We start from the raw sequence: 6,743 nt of genomic DNA, 5'->3' as shown, positions 1-6,743 counted from the left end.
GACGTTTTTTTTATGTATGCCTCAAGGAGTTGTGCCGCATCTTCAACATATGACGTACATAATTTTTCATGACGCTTATGTTGTTCACATTGCAATAATTCATCACACCTTAAAGAGCCATTCTTTTCTTTAAATTTATCTCCTAATGTGTGAATCAATTCATAGCATGATTTACGAGAAGCATTTTTCTCACGATCACCATCTGATGCTAGATAGCTAGCAGCCATAAACATCCCCGTCACCGCACCACAAGTATCACGTAAGCCTCCCATTCCACTTCCAAATCCTTCAGCTAATCGAAAGGCTTGTTCCTCTTCTAAACCAATTAAATCATGATAGGCACACAAAACAGCCTGAGAACAATTATAGCCTTTGAAATGTTTTTCAATCGCTTTATTCACTCGATAATCCATTTTATAACTCCTTTAATAATGTTTATTTTTAATTATATCACACCTTAACAGCACGCTTTTTTTACAGTTTATAGTAAAATAAAGTCGTTAGGGAGATGATATGATGAAGAAGGTTAAAATAAAACAATTATCTGAGTTAGAACTTTATGCTTTTTTAAGGCAACAAGCACGTGAAGGGTGGTTTCCAACATCTTTTTCTTCATCCTACATTATATTAGAGGAATCACAACCTCAAGATGTTATTTTCCATTTCGACACTTTCCCATATACTTATTCAACAATTGAAAAACTAAACAAAAAGTTCCCCTCATATTTAGATGCATTTGAAACAGAGGGTTGGCACTATGTTGCTCACTATCAATCACATTACTTATTTTATTCTAGCGATGTATTTGCCTACATCCCTAAAATTGAACAAATGAAATTTAAACAGTTTAAAACTTATCTTGTTCACGATTTATTCAGCGCGACTCTATCACTTCTTGCCATCTCTTTCATTCTAGCGTTTTTTCTGATGGACCTCAATTTTTTAATAAACTGGGATACATTTGCGCTTCTCCTGATGATGATACTCATTTCGATTGCCTTATTTCTTCAAATCCTAATCAATATAAAGTATTTATGCACCTTCAACGAATTACAATCTTCCCCCTTTAATGACTCGTTCAAAAAATACAGGCATCAGCTCCCTACCATCACAACCATTTTCTCCATCCTAAACGTTGTGATTGTTCTTCCTCTTTGTTGCATCGGCATTCTTTTAAATAAACAACCCTCTCAAGAAACACTTTTATTTCTGGGTCTTCCCTTTGGTATTCAATTTATAAGTGAAGTCTTAGAAAAGTATAGTCCACTTCAATTGTCTACTAAAAAATTCAATGCCTTAAGTTGGATTCTTCCACTTTTGTTACTTCTTTGGAGTGCCTTTTTCGATATGTCTCATCCTTATAATGAAGTCGACGTCAAAGATATCATCACAATAGCTGATTTAACCCCTCATGAGGTTTCAACCTATTACAGCCAGTATTCCAATCATATTGGACCTATCTTCGAAGAAGTAAAAATTTATAGTGAGAGTTCTTCTTTACATCAATTAGATTTTAAATCGTTTAAAACTTCATCTTCCCAACTACAAACTTATTTAAACTATTACTTTACTCAACAAATAAAACAGCATGATCCATTCAGAATATATCCTTATCTCTTTGCTCAATTCAAATCCTTTAATTTATATGTTTGTGACAATCAAGACCTATTTATTGTAGCTGAAAAAGATGATGAATTCATTTATCTCTATTTTGAAAATAATCGTGAAGATTTTAATTATATCATTCAACAAGTTGTAGATTTAATAAAATAATAAAAGACTTGCCCTTGAGCAAGTCTTTTTTGTTATCAATAATTATGGCATGGCATTTGGAAATAGCTTTTTGGATACCCACAGACTGGGCAGTAATCTGGAGCTTCTTTACCAACTTGACGATGTCCACAATTTCGGCATTCCCAAACGACGGGATTTTTTTTTTCAAAAACTTGATTATTTTCAAGATTATTTAATAGTTTAGAATAACGAATACTATGTCCATTTTCAATTTTAGCTACCCCTTCAAATAAAGCAGCAATCTCAGGCAACCCTTCTTCTTTGGCAATTTTTGCGTAATCAGGGTACATATCCTCTGATTCTCCGGTTTCTCCAAAGACTGCTATTTTTAAATTATCTTTTGTTGTTCCTAACCCACCATCATGTAAAAGTTTATACCACATCTCGGCATGTTCTTTTTCATTTCCTGCTGTTTCTGTAAAGAAGGCTGCAATTTGTTCATACCCTTCATCCTTTGCAACTTCTGCATAAAATGTATATTTATTTCTTGCTTGTGACTCCCCTGCAAAGGCATTTTTTAAATTTTGTTCCGTCTTCGTCCCTTTTAAATTTTTCAATGTTTCACCTGACACTAAAGAATCCATTTACTCATCACTCCAATCAACATTCATTCTTTAATATTGATATGCTAATTCCCGATAAAGGTTACTTTCTCAAGTTAACCCTTTACAAATTTATCCTAATAACATATGTAAAAAAGAGGTTGCTCTCATCGAACAACCTTTTTTCTTATCATAAAAAAACTCCCCGGAATCCGAGGAGTTTTAAGTGTGTTAACTATTCAGTCATTTGTAATGCAGTATTGTAATCGTCTAAAGCTTTAGCAGCTGCCTCTTCAGGAGTTGCTAAACCTTCCCATACTGAACGATACATTGTTTCAGCTGCACCCCAGTATTTTGACATTTCTGGTAAGATTGGCATTGGTTGAGAGTATTCAGCTTGAGCTAAAATTCCAGCGATATATGGATCTTCTACTACACCTTCAATAACAGATGCATCTTTTAATGCTGGGATTTTACCTTGAACATCATACATAATTTGTAATCCTTCTTCAGATGCTAAGAAGTCAACCACTTGTTTAGCTTCTGTTGGGTGTTGTGTGTATGCACTAACGCAAGCAATGATATTTCCTGAGAATGTTTCAGGTTGAACACCATTGATTGTTGGGATAGTTGTTACCCCGAATTCAAATCCATTGTCTTCAGCTCCAGTTTTTGCTTCAGCTAATGACCAAGGTCCAGAGATCATGTAAGGAACGTTTCCTTTAATAAACTCACCATGGATAGTATCCCAATTTAAATCTGCATATGGTACTGGTAAATATTCTTTCATTGATTGGAAGAATGTTAAACCATCGATAACTTCTTGAGTATTTAAGTTAACTTGAGAAGCATCATCATGATTTTCACCATATAATTGGAATCCTGCTGCAGTTAAGAAGAATTGGTTCGTATAAGAGTTACCTGGTTCCCAACGAATTAAGAATTTATTTGCTGCATTATCGTTGTAAACTGCAGCTTGCTCCTTAATTGTTTCAAAAGAAGTTGCAACTTCAAATCCATATTCATCTAATAATGTTTTATTATAGAATAACGCAATTGATTCAGTTGCTAATGGAACACCATAATAGTTACCATCTTTCTTAACTGTTCCCACAGCTCCTTCTAACATGCGCTCTTCAATCATTGCTCCCATATCTGATCCTAATGGTAATAAGATATTAGAAATGATTGATTCACTCATTCCATCATGAGGTTGAATGAATACATCTCCACCTAACCCTGCAGGACCGTCTAATTCTAATTTTGTACGAGCATCAACTGCTCCTACTTTTTCATAAACGATATCGATGTTTGGGTAAGCGGCTTCGATTGCTGGTTCAATAGCTGCTGCGTAATCATCGTCATCTAACCATAATTTAATCTCTACTTTTTCACCTGATGTTGCCGGTGTCTCAGCTGGTGCTTCAGTCGTTGTGTCACTACCTGCTGGTGTTTCAGCTGGTGTCTCTGACTCATTCCCACTACATGCAACTAATCCCGCGAAAGATAACGATGCAACTAAACCTAATGATACTAGCTTTTTCATTAATATGTGCCCCCTGACATAATTTAGAAAATCTTTTACAAGAAGACTATAACACCAGATTTTATATTAAACAATAGCTTTAATATCATAAGCAAACGGTTACACCCTATAAAATATTATAAATTATTCCTTTTTATAAAGAAAAAGTACCATTATTTTTTCAAAAATCACGCCAAAAATCGCTAATGTTATTTTATGTCGAAAGCGATATCATTTTGTATTAAAACTTTAAAACTAAATCTGAATCCTCTTTTTTAATACATCCCATCACATATTCATCCTCTTTTTTACTCATCTCACCATGACAATCACATCCAACTGTTATCATTAAATCATGTTCTTGACAAAACTCAACACAACATGCTGTCAACTCTTCACTATGAATCGGATAGTAACACTCAATTCCATCAATTCCTTGTGACACCAGAAGTTTAAAATCTTCTACGACTTCATCTAATGGTGTAAAACGATAATACTTTCCAGGATGAGCAAGCACCGCTTTACCACCACACGCATGAATTTGAACAATGGCCTCTTCAACAGTAGGAAACTCATAATTCCAGTAAAATACTTCATATTCTTTGTAAAATTTAAAACCATCCATTAAATTATCCGTTAATCCGCGATCCATTAAATAATGAATGCCTTTAAATCCACCTTTAGTACGGTCATACGTATAATTTTCATAATCTTCAGACGATACTTGCGGATAATCCTTTTCCATTAACTTGACTAAATCAATCCCCATTTGATCTAACTGATGACGTGATTTTTGAATAATCGCTAAAAACTCCTCATTCACGTTAAAATTATAGGCTAATAAATGGACAGACTTTGTTTTAAACACACAGTCTAACTCCACCCCTACCACATAATTCATCTCTAACTCTTGACAGGCAGCTTCAAACTCTTCATGAGCTTCAATGGTGTTATGATCAGTTACTGAAATCAATCCTAATCCTTTTTTCTTTGCTAATTGAACCATTTCACGCGGCGAAAATGAGCCATCTGAATAATACGTATGCATATGTAAATCTACTAACATTTAAACAACTCCTAACAAAATTCATACTTCTATCATTATAACAGAAAACGACAAATTCTGAAATTCCATCCAACCTTTCGCGAAGTAAAATAAAAAAAGACTACCTTCTATTGATTATTTAAAGAAAAGAATAATAACTCCTGCTATCCTAATCTGCTTATCAAATACGATTTCGATAAAACTAATAGGAAAGTATTTTAACATTAAAAAACACCGCTAAATAGCGGTGTTTTGGTCACTATAATTATTTTAAAGCTTTTAATGCTGCTTCAACTGCTGCAGCAGGTTCCATACCTTCTAATACAACACGTTCAATGGCTAATCCTGCTTCTGTACGCACATTATAAGAAGAGAAAGTATCTGTATAGAATGCTGGATCATAGAAGTAGTAGTCTGCTTGTGCTGGTCCAGTTTGTTTTGTTGAGTTTCCTGATTCAGAAATATACGCTTGATATTCAGCTGAATCAATAACTGATTGACGAATTGGTAAGTATCCTGTGTTCGTTGCCCATAAAAGATTTGCTTCATAAGATCCTAAATATTTAGCAAACTCATACGCAGCATAAACTTGCTCATCAGTTTGACCTAAGTTCATAACAACAACATTAGTTCCTTGTTGGATAACTGCTTTTGTATCGTCAGAAACTTGTGGAATTGGAGCAGAATCCCATTCAAAGTTATCATTCACAACATGAGTCGATCCTGAAGTTGATCCAATAAACATATGAACTAATTCAGAAACGAATGGTCCTGACATATATTTATCTTCCCCTGGTAAACGCCAATATCCAGCATCTGTATTACGTTTAATCATCTCTAATGCTTGTACTGCAGCATCAGTTTCACCGAATAAGACTTCACCTTGAGATGTTGTATATTGTCCTCCAAATTGTTGAACTAATGTGATGAACGCATTTTGAGCTGAGTCAAATCCGAAAGCTGGTTTTCCAGTAATTTCAGTGATTTGTTTAGAAACTTCTTCTAATTCTGTCCAAGTTGTTGGAACTGTTAAACCATGTTCTTCGAAGAATGTTTTATTGTAATATAAAACTTCTGTTGATTTATTAAATGGTAATGAGTAGAACGTTCCATCTGTTGTATATTGACTGTTTTCTAAGCGATATGCTTCTGCAATATCTTCAAAATCAGTGATTCCTACTTCTGGGTGTTCGATATATTCATTTAAAGCAACAACTGCACCTGATTGTAAATATTCTGCTACCCAATCAGGATATGCCTGAGAAATAGCTGGTGCATTTTTTGCTTTGATAGCGGCTGTTGTTTTAGATTTTAAATCATTATAAGCTCCTTGATAAACAGGAGTTACCGTAATTCCTTTTTCTTGTCCAATTGTTGAATTAAAGTTTTCAACTAATTCGTTTACAACTTTTTCATTATCTCCTGACATCGCATGCCAGAATTCGATTGAAACTGGTTCATTAATTGTAACAACTAAGTCATTACCTGTTTCTTTTGTTGTGTCTGTTGATTCTTCTGTAGTAGGTGTTTCAGGTGTTACTTGTTCTCCTTTTGTTTCATTTGAGCAAGCTACCACTGTTGATAATCCTAATACTACTGTTAGCGAAGCTAATAATTTTTTCACTTTTTTTGTCCTCCCTAAAATTCAATATGGCCGTTGAATTTAATATGTATTAAAGGATTTCTCCTTTGATACCTGTTTCATACATTTGTTTCTCTATTTTTCCTTTTCACTTACACCCAGATTATACACATTTTTTTCCATCAAATCAACAAATTAACATAAAAATTAACAAAAATATAAAAAATAAAAAGTGATTAATTAAGGTTCTATAAT

Annotated in this window: 6 protein-coding genes; 1 reads left to right on the top strand and 5 read right to left on the bottom strand. The window is 33.9% G+C overall.

What is annotated here, in order from left to right; translation table 11 throughout:
• Positions 1-413: C-GCAxxG-C-C family protein (locus HMPREF9402_RS06855; protein WP_009606918.1), on the bottom strand; the 413-nt coding region annotated here is incomplete at its 3' end.
• A gap of 103 nt (positions 414-516) precedes the next feature.
• Here HMPREF9402_RS06855 and HMPREF9402_RS06850 point away from each other — a divergent pair.
• Positions 517-1,773 (top strand): DUF2812 domain-containing protein, encoded by a 1,257-nt coding sequence (locus tag HMPREF9402_RS06850; protein WP_039930886.1) that lies wholly within the window; start codon positions 517-519, stop codon positions 1,771-1,773.
• A 35-nt stretch (positions 1,774-1,808) separates the two neighbouring features.
• On the opposite strand, the gene rbr is transcribed toward HMPREF9402_RS06850, so the two are convergent.
• From rbr to HMPREF9402_RS06830, 4 genes are all read right to left on the bottom strand, one after another.
• Positions 1,809-2,378 (bottom strand): rubrerythrin, encoded by a 570-nt coding sequence (gene rbr / locus HMPREF9402_RS06845; RefSeq protein ID WP_009606920.1) that lies wholly within the window; start codon positions 2,376-2,378, stop codon positions 1,809-1,811.
• 193 nt (positions 2,379-2,571) lie between these two features.
• Positions 2,572-3,882 (bottom strand): sugar ABC transporter substrate-binding protein, encoded by a 1,311-nt coding sequence (locus tag HMPREF9402_RS06840; RefSeq protein ID WP_009606921.1) that lies wholly within the window; start codon positions 3,880-3,882, stop codon positions 2,572-2,574.
• Positions 3,883-4,102: 220 nt separating this feature from the next.
• Positions 4,103-4,927, bottom strand: a complete 825-nt coding sequence (locus tag HMPREF9402_RS06835; protein WP_006784308.1) for a PHP domain-containing protein — start codon at positions 4,925-4,927, stop codon at positions 4,103-4,105.
• A gap of 244 nt (positions 4,928-5,171) precedes the next feature.
• On the bottom strand, positions 5,172-6,530 hold the full coding sequence (locus HMPREF9402_RS06830) for an ABC transporter substrate-binding protein (protein ID WP_006784309.1): 1,359 nt from the start codon (positions 6,528-6,530) through the stop codon (positions 5,172-5,174).
• Positions 6,531-6,743 lie beyond the last annotated feature (213 nt).

The organism is Turicibacter sp. HGF1, from assembly GCF_000191865.1.
In the GTDB taxonomy this organism is placed as follows: domain Bacteria; phylum Bacillota_I; class Bacilli_A; order MOL361; family Turicibacteraceae; genus Turicibacter; species Turicibacter sanguinis.
Note: the sequence above shows the minus strand (reverse complement) of the source record. Positions and strands in the feature narration are given on the sequence as shown.